The 21,519-nt window shown below is 41.1% G+C and carries 17 protein-coding genes; 15 read left to right on the top strand and 2 right to left on the bottom strand.

Translation table 11 applies throughout. From position 1 onward, the window contains the following. The first annotated feature begins 195 nt into the window (after positions 1–195). The 5 genes from V7138_RS02985 (at position 196) to V7138_RS02965 (ending at position 7,924) form a co-directional block, all read left to right on the top strand. Complete coding sequence (locus V7138_RS02985; RefSeq protein WP_335394136.1) at positions 196–1,335, top strand: acyl-CoA dehydrogenase; 1,140 nt, start codon at positions 196–198, stop codon at positions 1,333–1,335. A gap of 57 nt (positions 1,336–1,392) precedes the next feature. Next, a complete protein-coding gene (locus V7138_RS02980; protein WP_335394135.1) occupies positions 1,393–2,013 on the top strand; it encodes a TetR/AcrR family transcriptional regulator in 621 nt (206 codons plus the stop codon). A gap of 20 nt (positions 2,014–2,033) precedes the next feature. After that, a complete protein-coding gene (gene icmF, locus V7138_RS02975) occupies positions 2,034–5,294 on the top strand; it encodes a fused isobutyryl-CoA mutase/GTPase IcmF (protein ID WP_335394134.1) in 3,261 nt (1,086 codons plus the stop codon). Positions 5,295–5,489: 195 nt separating this feature from the next. Further along, positions 5,490–6,050 (top strand): DNA-directed RNA polymerase subunit delta, encoded by a 561-nt coding sequence (gene rpoE, locus V7138_RS02970; RefSeq protein WP_335394132.1) that lies wholly within the window; start codon positions 5,490–5,492, stop codon positions 6,048–6,050. A gap of 266 nt (positions 6,051–6,316) precedes the next feature. After that, positions 6,317–7,924, top strand: coding sequence for a CTP synthase (locus V7138_RS02965; protein ID WP_335394130.1), 1,608 nt, complete (start codon positions 6,317–6,319; stop codon positions 7,922–7,924). Positions 7,925–7,982: 58 nt separating this feature from the next. On the opposite strand, the gene V7138_RS02960 is transcribed toward V7138_RS02965, so the two are convergent. Further along, entirely contained in the window at positions 7,983–8,516 is a 534-nt protein-coding gene (locus V7138_RS02960) for a DUF2529 domain-containing protein (protein ID WP_335394128.1), read from the bottom strand. Positions 8,517–8,800: 284 nt separating this feature from the next. On the opposite strand from V7138_RS02960, the gene V7138_RS02955 reads away from it, so the two are divergent. The 7 genes from V7138_RS02955 (at position 8,801) to V7138_RS02925 (ending at position 16,357) form a co-directional block, all read left to right on the top strand. Continuing rightward, the gene (locus tag V7138_RS02955; RefSeq protein ID WP_335394126.1) at positions 8,801–9,172 is read left to right on the top strand and encodes a response regulator; all 372 of its coding nucleotides are present in this window, start codon (positions 8,801–8,803) and stop codon (positions 9,170–9,172) included. A gap of 331 nt (positions 9,173–9,503) precedes the next feature. Then, the gene (locus V7138_RS02950; protein WP_335394124.1) at positions 9,504–10,361 is read left to right on the top strand and encodes a class II fructose-bisphosphate aldolase; all 858 of its coding nucleotides are present in this window, start codon (positions 9,504–9,506) and stop codon (positions 10,359–10,361) included. Positions 10,362–11,027: 666 nt separating this feature from the next. Next, on the top strand, positions 11,028–12,314 hold the full coding sequence (locus tag V7138_RS02945) for a UDP-N-acetylglucosamine 1-carboxyvinyltransferase (protein ID WP_335394122.1): 1,287 nt from the start codon (positions 11,028–11,030) through the stop codon (positions 12,312–12,314). 146 nt (positions 12,315–12,460) lie between these two features. After that, on the top strand, positions 12,461–13,423 hold the full coding sequence (gene glpX, locus V7138_RS02940) for a class II fructose-bisphosphatase (protein ID WP_335394120.1): 963 nt from the start codon (positions 12,461–12,463) through the stop codon (positions 13,421–13,423). 440 nt (positions 13,424–13,863) lie between these two features. Continuing rightward, on the top strand, positions 13,864–15,156 hold the full coding sequence (rho, locus tag V7138_RS02935) for a transcription termination factor Rho (protein WP_335394118.1): 1,293 nt from the start codon (positions 13,864–13,866) through the stop codon (positions 15,154–15,156). 202 nt (positions 15,157–15,358) lie between these two features. Further along, on the top strand, positions 15,359–15,559 hold the full coding sequence (gene rpmE, locus V7138_RS02930; RefSeq protein WP_057998188.1) for a 50S ribosomal protein L31: 201 nt from the start codon (positions 15,359–15,361) through the stop codon (positions 15,557–15,559). A 177-nt stretch (positions 15,560–15,736) separates the two neighbouring features. After that, a complete protein-coding gene (locus V7138_RS02925; protein WP_335394116.1) occupies positions 15,737–16,357 on the top strand; it encodes a thymidine kinase in 621 nt (206 codons plus the stop codon). A gap of 58 nt (positions 16,358–16,415) precedes the next feature. Here V7138_RS02925 and V7138_RS02920 read toward each other — a convergent pair whose 3' ends face one another. Continuing rightward, positions 16,416–16,931 (bottom strand): MerR family transcriptional regulator, encoded by a 516-nt coding sequence (locus tag V7138_RS02920; RefSeq protein ID WP_335394115.1) that lies wholly within the window; start codon positions 16,929–16,931, stop codon positions 16,416–16,418. 393 nt (positions 16,932–17,324) lie between these two features. On the opposite strand from V7138_RS02920, the gene putP reads away from it, so the two are divergent. The 3 genes from putP to pruA all read left to right on the top strand — a co-directional run bounded on the left by putP (position 17,325) and on the right by pruA (position 21,510). Further along, a complete protein-coding gene (gene putP, locus V7138_RS02915) occupies positions 17,325–18,806 on the top strand; it encodes a sodium/proline symporter PutP (protein ID WP_335394113.1) in 1,482 nt (493 codons plus the stop codon). Between the two features lie 178 nt (positions 18,807–18,984). Then, a complete protein-coding gene (locus V7138_RS02910; RefSeq protein ID WP_335394112.1) occupies positions 18,985–19,902 on the top strand; it encodes a proline dehydrogenase in 918 nt (305 codons plus the stop codon). A gap of 66 nt (positions 19,903–19,968) precedes the next feature. Beyond that, complete coding sequence (pruA, locus tag V7138_RS02905) at positions 19,969–21,510, top strand: L-glutamate gamma-semialdehyde dehydrogenase (protein WP_335394110.1); 1,542 nt, start codon at positions 19,969–19,971, stop codon at positions 21,508–21,510. Positions 21,511–21,519: the final 9 nt, after the last annotated feature.

Below are 21,519 nucleotides of genomic sequence, written 5' to 3'. Positions count from 1 at the left end.
GAAACGCAAATAAGTGGGAAACGACGCAAATACGATGCAGGTGACGCATATAATCGAAAACCGACGCAAATATCCAGTCAAAGGTGCAAATCCCGCCCCAATCAACGCAATTCGCCTATAATCTGTAATTCCCACACAATTTTAACAAGAAGACACACAAAAACTAACATTCTATTAAAAGTGGAGGTACCCATAATGTACTTTAAATTATCGGAAGAACATGAAATGATTCGGAAAATGGTTCGTGATTTTGCTAAAAATGAAGTGGCACCAACAGCGGCAGAGCGGGATGAAGAGGAGCGCTTTGATCGTGAAATTTTCGATAAAATGGCGGAGCTTGGCTTAACCGGGATTCCGTGGCCAGAGGAATATGGCGGTATTGGAAGTGACTATTTGGCCTATTGTATCGCGGTTGAGGAGCTCTCGCGCGTTTGTGCCTCAACAGGGGTAACCCTATCTGCTCATACATCACTTGCGGGGTGGCCAATCTACAAGTTTGGTAGTGAAGAGCAAAAACAAAAATATTTACGACCGATGGCGCAGGGTGAAAAAATCGGTGCCTATGGCTTAACAGAGCCTGGCTCGGGTTCTGATGCAGGTGGTATGAGAACGACTGCAAGATTAGAAGGAGACCATTATGTTTTGAATGGCTCAAAAATTTTCATCACAAACGGGGGAATTGCTGATATCTATGTCGTATTCGCCTTAACGGATCCATCCTCAAAGCATAAAGGAACGAGCGCATTTATCATCGAGAGTAACTTCCCGGGTTTCTCAGTAGGGAAAAAAGAAAAGAAGCTGGGGATTCGTTCATCACCAACTACTGAAATTATTTTTGAAGAGTGCCGCGTACCTAAGGAAAATTTACTTGGAGAAGAGGGAGAAGGCTTTAAGATTGCGATGATGACGCTAGATGGAGGGCGTAACGGAATTGCCGCACAAGCGGTTGGAATTGCTCAAGGCGCACTTGATGCCGCAACCGAATATGCGAAGGAGCGTGTTCAGTTCGGCAAGCCAATTGCCGCTCAGCAAGGGGTAGGCTTCAAGCTGGCAGATATGGCAACGAATGTCGAGGCAGCTCGTCTCTTAACCTATCAAGCAGCATGGCTAGAATCAGAAGGACTTCCATATGGAAAAGAATCAGCAATGTCAAAACTTTTCGCTGGGGACACGGCGATGAAGGTGACAACCGAGGCGGTTCAGGTCTTTGGAGGCTATGGTTATACAAAGGATTACCCAGTGGAGCGTTATATGCGTGACGCGAAAATCACCCAAATCTATGAAGGTACTCAAGAAATTCAGCGTCTCGTTATCTCTCGAATGTTAACAAAATAGAAATGAAATAACATTTAAATTCGACAGTGGTCACAGTGACAGGCAGGGGGTGAAGCAATGCGAAGGAATGATGTGCCGGCTTCGGTGAAGGATGAACGGCTAATTAAGAAGCGGCGAGATCAGATGATTAAGGGAGCGGTGGCGCTTTTTAAGGAAAAAGGGTTTCATCGCTCGACGACTAGAGAAATTGCAAAAGCAGCCGGTTTTAGCATCGGTACGCTTTATGAATATATTCGTAAGAAAGAGGATGTCCTCTATTTGGTGGTAGACAGCATATATGACCAGGTTCAGGAACGGCTCCAGCAAGCAATCAACACGAAGGAAGGTAGTGTTGAAAGTTTGAAGCTTGCGATTCGCAATTACTTCCTTGTCATGGATGAAATGCAGGATGAAGTTCTCGTACTCTATCAGGAAGCGAAATCACTTTCAAAGGATGCGCTGCCATATGTGCTAAATAAGGAAGTGGAAATGGTAGGCATGTTTGAAAAAGCAATTGAGGACTGCATCGCAAAAGGAGAACTTCAATTGCCAAAGAAACAGGTTGAGCTCGTTGCTCATAATATTTTCGTGCTAGGCCAGATGTGGGGCTTTCGCCGCTGGGCGATGCGGAAGCTTTTCACACTTGAAGAATATATTGACATGCAAACAGAGCTTTTGCTGAAGGGAATTGAAAAATAACAAGTACTGGGGGAGACAAAATGAGTAAGGTGGAAGTGTATCGTCCCAAGCACCATGTACGCTTTGTGACGGCTTCAAGCTTATTTGACGGGCATGACGCTTCGATTAACATTATGCGCCGCATTCTGCAGGCAAGCGGTGCTGAGGTCATTCACCTTGGGCATAATCGCTCAGTGGAGGAAGTGGTCAACGCGGCCATCCAGGAGGATGCACAAGGGATTGCGATTTCCTCCTATCAAGGTGGTCATGTTGAATATTTTAAATATATGTATGATCTTCTAAAAGAGCGGGGAGCGTCTCATATTCGTATTTATGGCGGCGGTGGCGGAGTCATCATCCCTCGTGAAATCAGGGAGCTTCATGAATACGGAATCGCTGGCATTTTTTCACCCAATGACGGCCGTAGCCTAGGACTCCAAGGGATGATCAACAAAATGCTAAAAGAATGTGATTATCCAACAAGCACGGAGTTAGCTGATGACATTGAACTTCTTCAAACTGGGGATACCAAAACAGTCGCAAAGCTGATTACGATTGCTGAAAACCACATTGGGAACAAAGACGAGTCAGCCGCAGCTGCAGAAACAATCATCCAAAAAATAAAAGACCTTGAGAAAAAGGTTCCCGTTGTTGGGATTACAGGTACAGGAGGAGCTGGAAAAAGCTCACTTACCGACGAATTAATTCGTCGTTTTATTAATGAAATTGACGATAAAAAAGTAGCGGTTCTGTCCGTTGACCCGACAAAGCAAAAAACAGGTGGAGCCTTACTTGGTGACCGCATCCGCATGAATGCAATTTTTAACCCAAGGGTGTATATGCGAAGCCTAGCAACAAGGGGCTCTAAATCAGAGTTATCACTTGCAATTAAGGATGCCATCGCTGTTGTTAAAGCAGCGGGCTTTGATTTAATCATCGTTGAAACAAGCGGAATTGGGCAGGGGGATGCTGAGATTACAGAGGTTTGTGACGTTTCAATGTATGTCATGACAAGTGAATTTGGTGCACCTTCCCAGCTCGAAAAAATCGACATGATTGACTATGCTGACCTCATTGTCATTAACAAATTCGAGCGTAAAGGGTCTGAGGATGCAAAGCGGCAGGTTCAAAAACAGTACCAACGCAGCCATCTATTATTCGAAATAGACTATGAAGAAATGCCGGTGTTCGGCACGATTGCAAGTCAATTCAATGACCCGGGAACAAACGCCTTTTTTGCAAATTTAATCGATAAAATTAACGAGAAAATGGGCACGGATTGGGAAACATCTTTTGAAAAAACAGCAGATGTTCAAAAACAAAATGTAATTATTCCAAATGACCGCCGTTATTATTTACGTGAGATTTCAGATACAGTTCGGAACTATCATAAAAAGGCTACTGAACAAGTGGAGATTGCGAGAAAGCTTTTCCAAATTAGCGGCACCATTGAAAGTGTGAAGGAGCTTGGAAATACGGTGGTTATCACTACCCTTGAAGCATTAAAAACACAATACGAAGAAAAGCTAACAGATGAATCGAAAAAAATCTTAGCAAACTGGGAAGCAACAAAGGAGATATACAAAGGCGAGAAGTTTATTGCAAAAATCCGCGATCGGGAAATTGTGACGATTTTAAAGACGAAAAGCCTTTCTGGTTTATCGATTCCAAAAATTTCTCTACCAGGCTTTAAGGACTTTGGCGAAATTTTACGATGGGTGTATAAAGAGAATGTTCCAGGTGCCTTCCCATATACGGCTGGAGTGTTTCCGTTCAAACGTGAAGGGGAAGACCCGAAGCGTCAGTTTGCGGGTGAAGGAACTCCAGAGAGAACAAACCGTCGATTCCATTATTTATCGAAGGATGATGATGCGAAACGACTAAGTACGGCGTTTGATTCTGTAACCTTATATGGTGAGGATCCGGCATATCGACCTGATATTTATGGAAAAGTAGGCGAAAGTGGTGTCAGCATTTGTACGCTAGATGATATGAAAAAGCTGTACAAAGGCTTTGATCTATGTGCGCCTTCAACATCGGTTTCGATGACCATTAATGGTCCGGCGCCTATTATTCTCGCGATGTTTATGAACACGGCGATTCATCAGCAGGTGGAAAAGCGCGAGCAGGAGCTTGGCCGCATGTTAACTGTGGAAGAATTCCAAGAAGTCCGTGCGAAAACACTGCAAACTGTTCGTGGAACCGTTCAAGCTGATATTTTAAAAGAAGACCAGGGCCAAAACACCTGCATTTTTTCAACGGAATTTGCGTTAAGGATGATGGGGGATATCCAGGAGTATTTCATCGAAAACAAGGTGCGTAACTATTATTCCGTTTCGATTTCGGGCTATCATATTGCAGAAGCGGGTGCGAACCCTATTTCCCAGCTTGCGTTTACGTTATCAAATGGGTTTACGTATGTGGAGTATTACCTCAGCCGAGGCATGAAAATTGATGATTTTGCACCAAACCTTTCTTTCTTCTTCAGTAACGGTTTGGATCCAGAGTATACGGTAATTGGCCGTGTGGCACGTCGCATTTGGGCAACCGTTATGAAAGAGAAGTATGGAGCAAATGAGCGCAGCCAAAAATTAAAATACCATGTGCAAACATCAGGTCGCTCCCTGCATGCGCAGGAAATTGATTTTAATGATATTCGTACGACCCTACAGGCGCTTATGGCTCTTCAGGATAACTGTAATTCACTTCACACGAACGCGTATGATGAAGCGATTACGACCCCGACAGAGGAATCCGTTCGACGTGCCATGGCAATTCAAATGATCATTACGAAAGAGCATGGCTTAACGAAAAATGAAAATCCGTTGCAGGGTTCCTTTATCATCGAGGAACTCACTGATTTAGTTGAAGAAGCCGTGCTGCAGGAATTTGATCGACTCAATGACCGGGGTGGAGTACTAGGTGCAATGGAAACACAGTATCAGCGCGGAAAGATTCAAGATGAGTCAATGTATTATGAAATGAAAAAACACACGGGAGAGCTTCCGATTATTGGGGTGAACACCTACTTGAATCCAAACCCGCCAACGGAAGAGGAATTAGACAATATCGAACTTGCCCGAGCTACGAAGGAAGAGAAAGAGCTTCAGATTAAAAATTTACACGACTTCCAGGAGCGAAATAAGGATAAAATCGAGGAAGCATTGAAGAAACTAAAACAAGTTGCGGTTAATAATGGGAATATTTTTGCGGAATTAATGGAAACGGTACAGGTCGCAAGCCTTGGCCAAATTACGCAGGCGCTATATGAAGTGGGTGGACAATACCGTAGAAATATGTAGAAAAAGATCGAGGCTGGGTCAAAATAAGATGACTCAGCCTTAAAAAATGTATAGACTGGCATAAAGTGGTTGATTTTGTTTATAATGAATGATATGTATTTTACAGAACTTATTTTTTATTTAGTTCAAAGTTAAAAATTATACTCAAGTTTTTACCATGATTTGTAGTTACATACATAGAAAGGGAGTGCCTTGATGAGTCTAGATCAATACTCACCAGAGCAAATAAAAGAAATGTCAATGCTTGAAGTAGCGTATGAGATTTTCTTAGGGAGAAAAGATGCGATTACCTTTAACGAGCTAGTTGACGAAGTAGCAAAAGTATTAGAGCTTTCCGAAGAAGAACTTCGCGTAAGAATTTCTCAGTTTTATACAGACATCAATATCGATGGTCGTTTTATTACATTAGGTGATAATCGTTGGGGACTTCGTACATGGTATCCGTACGAACAAATCGATGAAGAGGTTATTCATACGGAAAAACCGAAGAAGAAGAAAAAGGGCAAGAAGAAGAAGGACGAGGATGACGATCTTATCGGCTTTGATGACCTTGACGAAGATGATCTTGATTTCGATGAGGATTTTGATGAAGAAGATGAAGATATTGATGACATCGAAGACGAAGAGGAAGAAGAGGACTTCGATGATATCGACGACGAAGAGGATTTCGACGAAGACGAAGATGAATTATTAGAAGATGAAGAATATGAGTTAGAAGACGATGAAGAACTCGAGGAAGAAGAGGAAGAAGACTAATATAGTAGACATGATGGGAACGAAAACACCACTCAAACTACATATTGACTTTTCTATCTTTACTCGGTAGAATACTTTTTGGGCTCTAAAAAAAGAGTATCTACGAAACCATATTACGAGTTTCGCTCCCTTACTTATAGTAAGCGGAGCTTTTTTATTTTATATAGGTAAAAAAGATAATCCCCCGCAAAAGAAAGATTCCTTTATACAAATTAATATATTTGAGCAAACTTTAACTAATGACATGATTGGGGGAAAATAGAAAGATGACGAAGTATATTTTTGTAACAGGTGGGGTTGTATCATCCCTTGGAAAAGGGATTGTTGCCGCATCTTTAGGCCGTTTACTAAAAAACCGAGGGTTGAATGTAACGATTCAAAAATTCGACCCATACATTAACGTGGACCCAGGAACCATGAGTCCATACCAGCATGGTGAAGTGTTCGTTACCGATGACGGTGCCGAAACAGACCTTGACTTAGGACACTATGAACGTTTTATCGACATTAACCTAAATAAATACAGCAACGTGACGACAGGTAAAATCTATTCAACTGTGTTAAAGAAAGAGCGTCGCGGTGATTATTTAGGGGCAACTGTTCAGGTTATCCCACATATTACAAACGAAATCAAAGATAGAGTGTTTCGTGCGGGCCATGAAACAAATGCAGACGTCGTGATTACGGAGATTGGTGGTACGGTAGGTGACATCGAATCATTACCTTTCCTTGAAGCGGTCCGTCAAATTAAAAGTGATGTAGGTGCCCGCAATGTAATGTATGTGCATTGTACGCTTGTACCTTACATTAAAGCGGCTGGAGAAATGAAGACAAAGCCAACCCAGCACAGTGTTAAGGAGCTTCGCAGTCTAGGAATTCAGCCAAACATCATTGTGCTCCGTACAGAAATGCCAATTTCAGAGGATATGAAGGATAAAATTGCGCTATTCTGTGACATTGATTCAAGAGCCGTGTTTGAGAGTCGTGATGCGGAAACTTTATATTCAATCCCGTTATCTCTTCAACAACAGGGCATTGACCAAATCGCCTGTGAACACTTACAACTAGATTGCAAGGAAGCAGACATGAGCGATTGGATCCAGCTTGTTGAGAAGGTGACACACCTAACAAAAACAACAAATATTGCATTGGTCGGAAAATATGTAGAGCTTCAGGATGCCTATCTATCTGTTGCTGAGGCATTAAAGCATGCCGGATATGCATTTGATTCTGATATCAATATCAACTGGGTTAATTCTGAAGAAGTTACAGATGAAAATGTGGCAGAAATGCTAGCTGGCTCTGATGGAATCCTTGTCCCTGGTGGCTTTGGTGACCGTGGCGTGGATGGAAAAATTGTCGCTCTAAAATATGCGAGAGAGACAAAAACACCATTACTAGGTATTTGTCTTGGCATGCAGTTAGCTTCTGTTGAATTTGCACGAAATGTACTTGGTTTAGAAGGCGCACATTCTGCGGAGCTTGATCCAGATACGCCGCATCCAATCATTGACCTTTTACCAGAGCAAAAGGATATCGAGGATTTAGGCGGAACATTACGTCTTGGACTATTCCCTTGTAAAATTGAAGAAGGGACAAAGGCATATGAGGCCTATAATGATGAAGTGGTCTATGAGCGCCATCGTCATCGTTATGAATTTAACAACCATTATCGTCAAGCAATGGAAGAAGCAGGCTTTGTTTTCTCGGGGACAAGCCCAGATGGACGTCTTGTTGAAATTATCGAGTTGAAAGATCACCCATGGTTTGTGGCTTCTCAATTCCACCCAGAATTTAAATCAAGACCAAACCGTCCACAACCATTATTTAGAGAATTTATTCGAGCATCCCTAACAAACACAGAGAAAATGTAACAAACGATATAAAAATGGCGAGAGAACTAAGCACTCGCCATTTTTTATTATATTTGGCCTATTCGAATTCTTCGACCATTTCTTTGATTGTAAATTTTAGTCCGAAATAGGCGTATAAAGCTGTCATCACGCTTGGAAAACCGAAGCGGGTACCGACTTCATCTGGAATTAATGGTTTTTTAAGCTTACTATCAATATGAATATCGACGACATGATCCAGAGTATGTTGACTCTCTGTTTTTACAATTGCAGAAATCGCTACCGTCTGAATTCCGTTCCTTCGAAGTTCTTCAGCTAGCTTGATCGCTTCTTCATCGGTTGAAAAACGAGTTATTAATAGAACAGAATCGACACCCTCCATCTCGTTCATTTTTCCATTCGTAAATAAAGGCTTAGCGGACTTTAACGGCTCAGCGCCAACCAAAGCTTCGGTTACAACGGCTGCCATCTCACCAAAGCCATGTACGAATATGGCTCCCTCGCTAATTACAGACTGGGCAAGAATTCTTGCGCCATCCTCCATATTCATTTCCTCTTGCTCCATGATCCGATTAAAATGTCCCTGAAGCTGCGTCGTAAACATTTTTAACATATATGTAATTTTCCTTTCTAAACAATTTATATATTTCCATATATTATCATTATAACGTTATATGAAAAAAATAAGAAATGATGTCGAATTATGTTGATTAAACTTATTTCGCTCTTTGAAATAAAGTTTTCTGCGTAAAAAGAAGGAAATTTGTTACTTTTGGTAGAATTAAAAATGAATAACGATATAATAATATTCGAAAAAACGAACGTCCAAAAAACGGTCGTAAATACCAAGGCAAGTAATCCTATTATTTTTATCTATTTAAGGGGGGTTTTTACAGAATGTCAGAAAAAATCTTAATTGTGGATGACCAATACGGAATACGAATTTTGTTAAACGAAGTTTTTCAAAAAGAAGGTTACAAGACATTCCAAGCAGCTAATGGAGTACAAGCAATCGATATTGTTCAAAAACACTCTCCAGATTTAGTTTTACTAGATATGAAAATACCTGGTATGGACGGGATTGAAATCTTAAAAAGACTTAAAAAAATTAATCAGGATATTCGAGTCATTATAATGACGGCATATGGAGAGCTTGATATGATTCAGGAAGCGAAGGATTTGGGAGCAATTACCCATTTTGCAAAGCCTTTTGACATTGACGAGCTACGTGAAGCAGTTAGGGCAAATATTCCATTAAAATTCGAATAAAAAACACAAAAAATGATTAAACCGCGTTATTATTAAAATGAAAACGCTTCAGGTGAAAACGCGTGAAATCAGGTCTCTTGCGAAATCAAAATCTTGTGATATGCTTAGTACTGTATTGTTGCTATTCCTTATTACAAAAGGCATTTTTATGTGCTTTTTGTCATGTTTTCTATCTACGTTTTACATATTATGATTTTGTTTCGGTCATTCTATTAGGTGATACGAAATCTTTGGAATAGGATACAATTAGCCTCGGTGTTTCTTTGCCGTGGTTCTATGTGTATAGGGCATAAACCCTACATAAAAAACGGTACAAAAGGAGGAAATTCACATGCCTTTGGTTTCAATGAAAGAGATGCTTGAAAAAGCAAAAGCAGAAGGGTATGCAGTAGGTCAATTTAACTTAAACAACCTTGAGTTTACACAAGCGATTCTACAAGCTGCACAAGAAGAAAACTCACCAGTTATTCTAGGTGTATCTGAAGGTGCGGGCCGATATATGGGTGGATTCAATACCGTTGTTGCAATGGTGAAAGCACTTATGGAAGACTATAAGGTTACGGTTCCAGTTGCTATCCATCTTGATCATGGCTCTTCTTTCGAGAATTGTGCAAAAGCCATTCACGCTGGATTCACATCTGTTATGATTGACGCTTCTCATCATCCATTTGAAGAGAACATTGAGATTACATCTAAAGTTGTTGAACTTGCACATTTCCACGGAGTATCTGTAGAAGCAGAGCTTGGTACTGTTGGTGGACAAGAAGACGACGTTATTGCAGAAGGTGTTATTTACGCTGATGTAAATGAGTGTGTTGAGCTTGTCAACCGCACTGGTATTGATTGCTTAGCGCCTGCTCTAGGTTCTGTTCACGGTCCTTACAAAGGTGAACCAAACCTTGGCTTCAAAGAGATGGAAGAGATCGGAAATAAAACTGGTTTACCACTAGTACTTCACGGTGGAACTGGAATTCCAACAAAAGATATCCAAAAATCAATTTCTCTCGGAACTGCAAAAATCAATGTAAACACTGAAAACCAAATTGCTTCAGCGAAAGCAGTTCGTGAAACACTAGCTGCTAAGCCAGATGAGTATGATCCACGTAAATATTTAGGACCTGCTCGTGATGCGATTCGTGAAACAGTAAAAGGCAAAATGCGTGAATTCGGATCTTCTGGAAAAGCGTAAGAAACCTTTTTGAATTTCGAACGTCTAATTAAATAGATTGGAGAATTATCTCCAAACCATATAGAAAAGCCGCTAATTTCCTGTTATGTATAACGTGATTTGGAAATAGCGGTTTTCTTGCGTTATAATAAGAAAAGCGCAAAGCGCGCCCGAAGCTAGAGACAAAAAAGCGCAAGGTAATCCTTGCCGAAACTGGGAGTCAAGGGGTAATTGCAGATCATCAACACATAGAAAAGTGGAAGGAGCTGATTTGTGTAACTTACCCAAACGAGATTGAAACCTAGACGAACGTTCAAACGTACATCTATTAGACCTTCAACTAGAATCACTTCAATCACACTTCAAAAAAAGATCCACAACTTTAGTACTATGGAAGAATTCCCTAAAGAAATATCTTTAGTGGACGAATTTGATTGTTTTAGTGAAAAGGTATAAAATGAAACATGATTTTTATATTTTTGAGTAAACTAAGAATTAATACTTGTACATTTATGCAGTGAATTCGTGTTAAAATATACCAATTCGAGTGAAGTGATGTTACGTGCTACGTAACGTAAATAGGGAATAGAACTGCCGAAACACTGATTTTAGTCACCAAACAGGGTGTATCCGCGGCATTCAAGGTTCCCTTACAATACCGTTATCTTCGCTAGAAGGGAGCCACATATGGAAAAACTAAAAATAGCAGGCGGTTATCCACTAAAAGGATCTGTAAAAATCAGTGGGGCAAAGAACAGTGCGGTTGCTCTCATTCCAGCAACAATCCTTGCAGAATCGCCGGTTACAATTGAAGGACTACCTGATATTTCAGACGTGCAAATTTTAGGTGATTTGCTTGAAGAAATCGGGGGTCATGTAGAGATAAGTAAAGAAGAAATCTACGTTGACCCAACTAATATTGTGTCAATGCCATTACCGAACGGAAAAGTAAAAAAGCTTCGTGCATCCTATTATTTAATGGGTGCCATGCTTGGTCGTTTTAAAAAGGCGGTAATTGGTTTACCCGGTGGCTGTCACCTAGGTCCAAGACCAATTGACCAACATATCAAGGGCTTTGAAGCATTAGGGGCAGAAGTGACGAACGAACAAGGTGCAATCTACCTTCGTGCCGATGAACTACGCGGTGCTCGTATCTACCTTGACGTTGTAAGTGTTGGTGCAACGATAAATATCATGCTCGCAGCAGTCCGCGCAAAGGGACGTACTGTCATTGAAAATGCTGCAAAAGAACCGGAAATTATTGATGTTGCGACCTTATTGACAAGCATGGGAGCCAAAATAAAAGGAGCCGGAACAGATGTCATCCGTATCGATGGCGTTGATTCCTTACAAGGCTGCCGTCATACCATTATTCCTGACCGCATAGAAGCTGGTACATATATGATTATTGGTGCCGCAATGGGTGAAGGTGTCTTAATTGATAATGTCATCCCACTCCACTTGGAATCCTTGATTGCCAAGTTCCGTGAAATGGGTGTAACCGTTGAAACAAGTGACGATCAAATCTGGGTTGCCGGAAATAAGGATTTAAAATCTGTTGATATTAAAACGCTTGTGTATCCAGGTTTCCCAACCGATCTCCAACAGCCTTTTACATCCTTGCTCACAAAAGCAAGTGGAACAGGCATTGTGACAGATACCATTTATGGCGCAAGATTTAAGCATATCGATGAGCTTCGTCGTATGAATGCACAGATTAAAGTTGAAGGCCGTTCAGCCATTGTTACTGGACCTGTACAGCTTCAAGGAGCAAAAGTGAAAGCAAGTGACCTACGTGCAGGAGCTTCACTAGTTGTTGCTGGTCTTATGGCAGAAGGCATTACAGAAATTACAGGACTTGAGCATATCGACCGTGGTTATAGCCATTTAGAAGAAAAGCTAACAGGCTTAGGTGCAACGATATGGAGAGAAAGTCTAACAGAAGATGAAATTGAACAGCTTCAAAATTCATAAATGTATGAAAAATGCCAAACTCCCACTACAAAAGGTGGGAGTTTTCATGTATCCTTAAATGGAAAAGTAGAGAGAAAGCGTTTTTATGTTATGGGGATGTTACACATAAAGGAAAAAGAGACTACTATCTGCAAGGGGGAAGGAACATGGAAAGAAGCTTATCAATGGAGCTTGTACGGGTTACAGAAGCAGCAGCATTAGCATCAGCCCGTTGGATGGGGCGTGGCAAAAAAGATGAGGCTGACGGTGCAGCAACTTCTGCAATGAGAGACGTATTTGACACAATTCCTATGAAGGGACAAGTTGTTATCGGCGAAGGAGAAATGGATGAAGCACCGATGCTGTATATCGGTGAAAAGCTTGGAAATGGTTACGGGCCTAGAGTGGACGTCGCGGTCGACCCACTTGAAGGCACCAATATTTTAGCGTCCGGTGGATGGAATGCGCTTTCTGTGTTAGCGGTAGCTGATCACGGTAATTTGCTCCATGCCCCAGATATGTATATGGAAAAAATTGCAGTTGGCCCAGAAGCAGTGGGGCTAATCGACATTGATGCACCGATAATCGACAACCTGAAAGCAGTCGCTAAAGCGAAAAATAAAGATATTGAAGACGTCGTGGCAACAGTCTTAAACCGTCCAAGACACGAGCATATCATCGCACAGCTTCGCGAAGCTGGTGCGCGGATAAAATTAATTAATGACGGTGACGTTGCAGGAGCGATTAACACAGCATTTGATCATACAGGTGTTGACATTTTATTCGGTTCCGGTGGAGCTCCTGAGGGTGTCCTTTCAGCAGTGGCGCTAAAGTGTTTGGGAGGAGAAATCCAAGGGAAGCTTATTCCACAAAACGATGAGGAAATGGCTCGTTGTATAAAAATGGGATTAGATGTTTCAAAGGTGCTCCGGATGGAAGACTTAGTCAGCGGTGACGATGCCATATTTGCAGCAACAGGAGTGACAGACGGCGAGCTTCTGCGCGGGGTTCAATTTAAAGGATCAATCGGGACAACTCATTCTCTTGTTATGCGTGCGAAATCGGGAACTGTAAGATTCATAGATGGCAGACATAGTTTGAAGAAAAAGCCAAATTTAGTAATTAAATAGAGTAGGGCGAGTCTTTGGGCTCGCTTTTCTTCATAAAATAGGCCTTTGCCATGAATACGTCATAACTCTATCAAAATAAGGGTATTGATTAAAATTACGAGAATAGGGTAAAATAGAGTAGACTATTGTGCATAATACTTCTGAACAATTTCAAAACATGGGATTTCATTTGCCCAACTAAAAAAATGAGTACCGCTGTGAAAACTTCAATGCAAGCCTCAGAATGCTTCTACATCATTCCATCCATACCGATTCATATAAATTGCTTCAAAGGATCCCTTTCTTATAAAAAGGGGAGGTGAGAAAACGCTTTTATATGATGGACGAATGAACCATTCATCAAATGCGCCTTAGCGTATCTGCTGAACGTTAAAAGCCAACCAATTGGAGAGCATTACGAGAAATAGCAAATAAACAAAAATATAAAGAGTGGTGTACGAATGAGTATTACAATTTCAAGCTTAGAAAACATGAAGCTAAAGGAATTATATGAATTAGCACGTGAATTTAAGGTTTCCTACTATAGCAAATTAACAAAGAAAGAGTTAATTTTTGCGATTCTAAAAGCGCGTGCTGAGCAGGATGGCCTTTTATTTATGGAGGGTGTTCTTGAGATAATCCAATCAGAAGGATTCGGATTCTTACGCCCAATCAACTATTCTCCGTCCTCAGAGGATATCTACATTTCAGCCTCCCAAATCCGTCGTTTTGATCTGCGAAATGGGGATAAGGTATCAGGTAAAGTTCGTCCTCCAAAAGAAAACGAACGTTATTACGGTCTTCTTCACGTTGAGGCTGTAAACGGGGATGACCCAGAATCTGCGAAGGAACGTGTACACTTTCCAGGTTTAACACCTCTATATCCAGATCGCCAGGTGATTTTAGAAACAAAACCAAACCATATTTCAACTCGAATTATGGATATTCTAGCACCAGTTGGTTTCGGTCAGCGTGGTCTGATTGTGGCGCCTCCAAAGGCGGGTAAAACAATGCTGATAAAAGAAATTGCAAACAGCATTACGACCAACCATCCAGAGGCTGAATTGATTGTCCTCTTAATCGACGAGCGTCCAGAAGAGGTTACAGATATCGAACGTTCTGTAGCAGGTGATGTAGTAAGTTCAACCTTCGACGAAGTACCGGAAAACCATATTAAGGTAGCTGAACTCGTCCTTGAAAGAGCGATGCGTCTTGTAGAGCACAAACGCGACGTCATCATTCTTATGGATAGTATCACACGTCTTGCGAGGGCTTATAACCTCGTTATACCTCCAAGCGGTCGTACGTTATCCGGGGGAATTGACCCTGCAGCATTCCACCGTCCAAAGCGATTCTTCGGAGCAGCGAGAAATATCGAAGAAGGTGGAAGCTTAACCATCTTAGCGACTGCGCTTGTTGACACAGGTTCACGTATGGATGATGTCATCTATGAGGAATTCAAAGGTACAGGTAACATGGAGCTTCACTTAGATCGCTCACTTGCTGAAAGACGTATCTTCCCTGCCATTGATATTCGTCGTTCTGGAACTCGTAAAGAAGAGCTTCTCATTGAAAAAGACAAGCTTGATAAAATTTGGGCGATCCGTAAAGCAATGTCAGACCAACCAGATTTTGCAGAGAAATTTTTACGCAAACTTAAGCAAACTAAAACAAATGCAGAGTTCTTTGAAATGCTTGAAGCGGAAAAGAAAGCAGCGGTTGCAAGAAGAAGTAACAGTAGACCAGAAGCGTAATAAGTGTGCAGTGTCGTGATTCTTCCTTAAATGATTGTTGGAAAAATTAACGTTTTTTAACAGCAGGATTAAGTTGCAATTCACGCCTTCACTTGTTATAATTTCAACATGTGCGTTTTAGGTATTCAAAATTGCATGTGCAGTTTTGCTAAAACGTAACTCTGTTTCGATCAATGATTCAGGGCGGAAGGAGATGAGACGAATGAAATCAGGAATTCATCCAAACTATAAAAAAGTTATGGTGAAATGTGCTTGTGGAAATGAATTTGAATCTGGTTCTGTAAAAGAGGAGTTACGCGTTGAGGTATGCTCAGAGTGTCACCCATTCTATACAGGCCGTCAAAAATTCGCTGATGCAGGTGGACGTGTAGATAAATTCAACAAAAAATACGGTATTAAATAATAATACTGATTTAAAAAGCCAGAAACAGGCAAGTCTTTTCTCCTTGCCTGTTTTTTGTGCTACTAGACCTATTTTTACTCGCAATTATTCTTTTTTTACCTCATAGAAAAAATCCTCATACTTACGGTCAATAGATGACTCAGGTAGAAATAACCGAGGAAAGGAGACCTTCGTTTCATGTATATTATGAAGCAAAGTGGCTGGCTTGAAGTAATTTGTGGAAGCATGTTTTCAGGAAAATCCGAAGAATTGATTCGACGTGTTCGTCGTACTGAATTTGCCAGACAATCTGTTCAGGTATTTAAGCCTCAAATTGATAATCGCTATAGTGATAACTCTGTTGTATCTCATAATGGGACATCCTTTATTGCAAAACCAGTGGCAACCTCTGTTGAGATTTTGGAACAGGTTTCTGCAGATACAGATGTAGTGGCAATCGACGAAGTCCAATTTTTTGATGATAAGATTGTAGAAGTTGTCCAAATTCTTGCCAACCGTGGCCATCGTGTCATTGTTGCAGGCTTGGACCAAGACTTCCGCGGTGAACCATTTGGAAAGGTTCCTGAGCTTCTTTCATTAGCTGAGCTTGTAACAAAACTTCAGGCGGTTTGCTCTGTATGCGGTTCTCCGTCAAGCAGAACACAGCGTTTAATTAATGGACAACCAGCATCCTACGATGATCCGGTTATTTTAGTTGGTGCTTCTGAGTCATACGAGCCGCGTTGCCGTCACCATCATGAAGTACCAGGAAAACCACTTTTAACATCAGTCACACAAAAGGATACAATGAAATTATAAGGCACTCCGAGTGAGTGCTTTTTTTGAACATAAAAAAGATCAGGCTGTCTGTCCTGATCTAAAATAGAAACCCGAGTACTTTTTTACGTTTTCTTGACCCCTCTACTGTTTCAAGGGTTGCGGCAGTTTGTGTTTGAAGCTCTTCTTTTTCTCTTTCAAGCTGTTCGATGTAAGCCTCCAATTTCTGCATTCGTTTTTGTAGCTCATCGATTTCTTTGCGATGCTGCAGAAGCTGGTAGGAGACAACATCACTTGCTTTTTCCTCTATCCTTCTTTCGTTCTCCTTAATCCGTTCCATGATGGTGTTTAATTTATCTGAGAGTGTTTTATCTGAAGCTTGTACCATTTTCCGTACGGTCCCCTTCCTAGGCTCTGGTGGTGCTAGTTCGATTTTATCAAATGGGACCCCAGATTTCACTTGATTGCGAATTTCTTCGAATAAAGGTAGGTCAGATTCCTCAAACACATAATGGCCGTATTCATTTTTTTCACATGGGATATTAAAGTTTTTAATCCATTTCCGAACCGTTTTTGTTGAAACCCCTAATTTTTTTGCAAGCCTCGCCGTATTCACACCAACCCACTCCCCCTTTTTTCCGATTCCTTTTATAGTAGTACCATTCTCCCTTTATCTGCAAAATCCTTCTAGGTAGACAAAACTAGTATCATTTCGTCAAAGATAGAACTAATCTTACATAAAACCTGTATTTCGACAGCATAATTGGAATAAATGGTGTTTATTATAGTACACATTTAGTCCTGTTAATATATGAAAATAGTATTATATCCGAGGATATTAGAACATGATAGTTATATTTACTTTATTGTAATAATAGTATGAAAAACATGGGGTGTAGGAATTGCTTTGGCAGAAGTCCACACTTCTATAGCACATAAGGGTTTAAACTCCGACTGGTTAATGATTTGGTGCCAATACACCAGGGAACATTTAAAAGGAGGATTTATAATGACCAATGAAGTATATCAATTATTAGCAATTATTATTTACATGGTTGGAATGGTATTCATCGGTTGGTATGCATATAGACGTACATCAAACCTGACGGACTACATGCTTGGCGGGCGTGGACTTGGGCCCGCGGTGACGGCTTTAAGTGCCGGTGCTGCGGATATGTCTGGCTGGCTACTCATGGGTCTTCCAGGGGCTATTTATTTGAGCGGGCTTGTTGAGGCATGGATTGCTATTGGTCTGATAGTCGGTGCCTATTTAAACTATGTACTAGTTGCACCACGTCTTCGCGTCTACACGCAAGTATCAAATGATTCTATTACGATTCCGAGTTATTTAGAAAATCGTCTGAAAGATAAATCTCGTCTCTTACGTGTTGCTTCAGGTAGTATAATTCTTATTTTCTTTACCTTTTACGTATCTTCAGGCATGGTGGCAAGTGGTAAGTTTTTCTTCAGTTCTTTCGGACTTGACTACCACACTGGCCTTTTGATTGTATCAGGTGTCGTAATTTTCTATACGTTGTTTGGCGGATTTTTAGCGGTCAGCTATACGGATGTTGTGCAAGGGCTGATTATGTTTTTTGCACTTCTTCTCGTTCCGATTGTCGGGATATTTCTTACAGGTGGATTCTCAGAAACGGCAACGAGCATTCGGGAAGTTAACCCACAATTGTTGAACCTCGTTTCTGGTGCTTCATTCCTTGGGATATTGTCTGCGGTCGCATGGGGCCTTGGTTATTTCGGGCAACCACATATTATTGTCCGTTTCATGGCGATCACCTCGGTAAAAGAAGTGAAAAGCGCACGTCGAATCGGAATTGGATGGATGCTCCTAAGTGTATTTGGGGCTATAGCAACGGCACTTATAGGGTTTGCTTATTATCAGCAAAATAGCGATACACTTGCTGATCCGGAAACAGTTTTCATCGTTATGGGGCAGATTATTTTCCATCCATTTATCGCGGGAATTATGCTTGCGGCTGTACTTGCAGCGATTATGAGTACAATTTCTTCGCAGCTAATCGTCACATCATCTGCACTCGTTGAAGATTTGTATAAAGCGGTCTTTAAGTCAGATGCATCAGATAAGCAATATGTGTTTTTAGGAAGAATGGCCGTACTTGTTGTATCGATTATCGCGATGGTACTGGCTTGGCCGAATAACGAGTCCATTTTGAAAATCGTATCGTTCGCATGGGCAGGATTTGGGGCTTCGTTTGGTCCAGTCATCTTACTATCCTTATATTGGCGGAAGGTTACAGCTACTGGTGCCCTGTGGGGAATGATTACAGGTGCAATTACTGTTTTGATTTGGGGGAACGTGAAACTATTGACAGATACGCTTTATGAGATTGTTCCAGGTTTCTTAATCTGTTGGATTGTAACGTACGTTGTAAGTTTGGTGACATATCGACCAAATGCCGAGATTGATAGGGAATTCACTGAAGCACTTGAAGTGTTAAATAAAGAAAGCTGAAGGCCTGCGGTTATACCGTGGGTTTTTTGGTCTTTATTTTAAGTGTAGCCCTCTTCTATTGTCCAAAACCAACAAAAGTGTGGCTGATTTATTGTTTTGAAAGAACATTGTTGAGAGATATCTCAAAATTGTAAAATTAGTTTTAATATTAAATCTTCTGGGAGGTGTTTCGTAAAATATGGAAGCGATTACAAGGGGTTTTTTCCTATTTTTATCGAAGAACAGCACACTTAATAAAATTGCTCAAAAAAGGGGCGGGAGTTTTGCTGCTGGAAAAATTATTGGCGGCACGAATTTTCAAAGCTCAATTCATTTTATTCGTGAACTAAATAAACAAGGATTATCCGTTACGGTGGATCATCTAGGTGAATTTGTTGATTCAGTAGAGGTTGCTAATGAACGAACGGAGGAATGTATCCAAACAATCGAAATGATAAGCAAAGAGAATCTTGATTCTCAAGTGTCGGTGAAGATGACTTCTTTAGGCCTTGATATTGATAGAAACCTTGTTGTTGAAAACATGACTAGAATCCTAGATACAGCTGAAAAGCATCATATTATGGTCACGATTGACATGGAGGATGTCCCGCGCTGCCAAGCAACCATCGATCTATTCAAGCAATTTAGAGAGAAATATACCTGTGTCAGCACAGTTTTGCAGGCGTACCTATACAGAACAGAACAGGATTTAAAAGACCTAAGCTCCCTCAAGCCATTTTTACGGCTTGTAAAAGGGGCATACAAAGAACCAGCAGATGTAGCTTTCCCTGATAAAAAAGATGTTGATGAGAATTACAAAAAGCTGATCGAACAAAGTTTGTTTAATGGTAACTATACAGCCATTGCTACCCATGACGATGCGATGATCAACTACACAAAAGAGTTAGTAAAGAAACACAACATCCCAAATGATCAGTTTGAATTTCAAATGCTTTATGGGATGAGAACGAAGACGCAGTTAGAGTTGGTTAAAGAAGGGTATAAATTTCGTGTCTATGTACCGTATGGCATGGATTGGTATGGTTATTTCATGAGAAGGTTAGCTGAAAGACCAGCAAATATTTCGTTTGCTTTCAAAGGAATGGTCAAAAGTTAACAAGAGCCATTCTTTATATTTAGGAGACTACTAAAACATTTTACATGAAAAGGAGAATTATAATTTATGATTCCATACAAACATGAACCTTTTACAGATTTTTCAAATCAAGAAAATAAAAAAGCATATGAAGCGGCACTCCAGCTTGTTGAAGGATATTTAGGGCAACATTATCCGCTAGTTATCGGAAACGAAAAAGTAACAACAGACGATAAAATTGTTTCTTATAACCCTGCAGATAAGCAAGAAGTGATTGGCAGTGTTTCAAAAGCGAATAAAGAACTTGCTGAAAAAGCGATGCAAACAGCTGTTGCTTCATTTGAAATTTGGAAAAAAACAAAACCAGAAACTCGTGCAGACGTGTTATTTAAAGCTGCAGCTATCATTCGCCGCCGCAAACACGAATTTTCCGCTCTCTTAACAAAAGAAGCAGGAAAACCATGGAATGAAGCGGATGCAGATACTGCAGAGGCGATTGACTTTCTTGAGTTCTATGCTCGACAAATGTTGAGGATCAAAGACGGTGTACCAGTTGAAAGCCGCCCGGGAGAATATAACCGCTATGACTATATTCCGCTAGGCGTTGGAATCATTATATCGCCTTGGAATTTCCCATTTGCGATTATGGCAGGTACAACTGTTGCTGCAATCGTTACTGGTAATACTGTCTTATTAAAACCGGCTTCGACAACACCTGTTGTCGCGGCGAAGTTTGTGGAAGTGATGGAAGAAGCAGGTCTTCCTGCAGGCGTATTGAACTTTGTACCAGGAAGCGGTGCTGAAGTTGGAGATTATCTTGTGGACCACCCAAAAACGCGCTTTGTCTCCTTCACGGGTTCACGTGATGTCGGCCTTCGAATTTTTGAACGTGCATCTAAACTAAATGATGGCCAAATCTGGTTGAAGCGTGTCATTGCGGAAATGGGCGGAAAGGATACAATCGTTGTTGACAAGGAGGCAGACCTTGAATTGGCGGCACAATCAATTGTTAAATCGGCCTTCGGTTTTTCCGGTCAAAAATGCTCTGCCTGTTCCCGAGCTGTGATTGTGGAGGATGTGTATGATGAAGTATTAAATCGTGCCGTTGAACTAACAAAGGAACTCACAGTTGGGAATCCAGTTGACAATCATTTTGTCGGTCCGGTCATTGACCAAGCAGCATTTGATAAGATTATGAGTTATGTAGAGATTGGAAAAGAAGAAGGGCGCATCTGCACGGGTGGTGAAGGGGACAGCTCTAAAGGCTATTTTGTTCAACCAACAATTGTGGCAGATGTCGATCCGAACGCCCGCCTTATGCAGGAAGAGATTTTTGGACCTGTCGTTGCATTCGCAAAAGCAAGGGACTTCAATCATGCGCTTGAAATTGCCAATAACACAGAATACGGACTAACAGGTGCAGTGATATCAACAAATCGTGCCAACATTGAAAAGGCACGTGAAGACTTCCATGTCGGAAACCTATATTTCAATCGTGGCTGTACAGGAGCAATCGTCGGCTATCAGCCGTTCGGAGGGTTTAATATGTCAGGAACGGATTCGAAAGCAGGCGGACCTGATTACTTGCAACTTCATATGCAAGCCAAAACGACCTCTGAGATGTTCTAAGGAAATAAA

It is taken from the genome of Bacillus sp. JJ1533, assembly GCF_036965045.1.
In the GTDB taxonomy this organism is placed as follows: domain Bacteria; phylum Bacillota; class Bacilli; order Bacillales; family Bacillaceae_L; genus Ferdinandcohnia.
The sequence above is the reverse complement of the archived record's forward strand: the minus strand, read 5'-3'. Positions and strand labels throughout refer to the sequence as shown.